The organism is Hydrogenovibrio sp. 3SP14C1, assembly GCF_029625905.1.
Classification (GTDB): Bacteria; Pseudomonadota; Gammaproteobacteria; order Thiomicrospirales; family Thiomicrospiraceae; genus Hydrogenovibrio.
In genome coordinates, this window is record NZ_JARTLM010000224.1 from 1 (window position 1) to 253 (window position 253).

General features: G+C 47.0%; 1 protein-coding gene. It reads left to right on the top strand.

Translation table 11 applies throughout. From position 1 onward, the window contains the following. The coding region (locus P8629_RS12350) for an SIS domain-containing protein (protein ID WP_278166399.1) at nt 1-253 on the top strand (253 nt) is incomplete at both ends.

Consider the following 253-nt stretch of genomic DNA (forward strand, 5'->3'; position numbering starts at 1 on the left):
TTTTTTCGTACACCCAGGCGAAGCCTCGCATGGCGATCTTGGTATGATAGAACGCGGTGATATTGTGCTTGCCATTTCTAACTCTGGTGAATCTTCTGAGATTCTAGCGCTATTTCCGGTATTAAAACGGCTCAATAATCGCATCATCAGTATGACTGGTAACCCCCGTTCAACCATGGCGAACTTGGCCGATATCCATTTACAAATCACCGTTCCTGAAGAAGCCTGTCCGCTAGGTTTAGCGCCGACATCA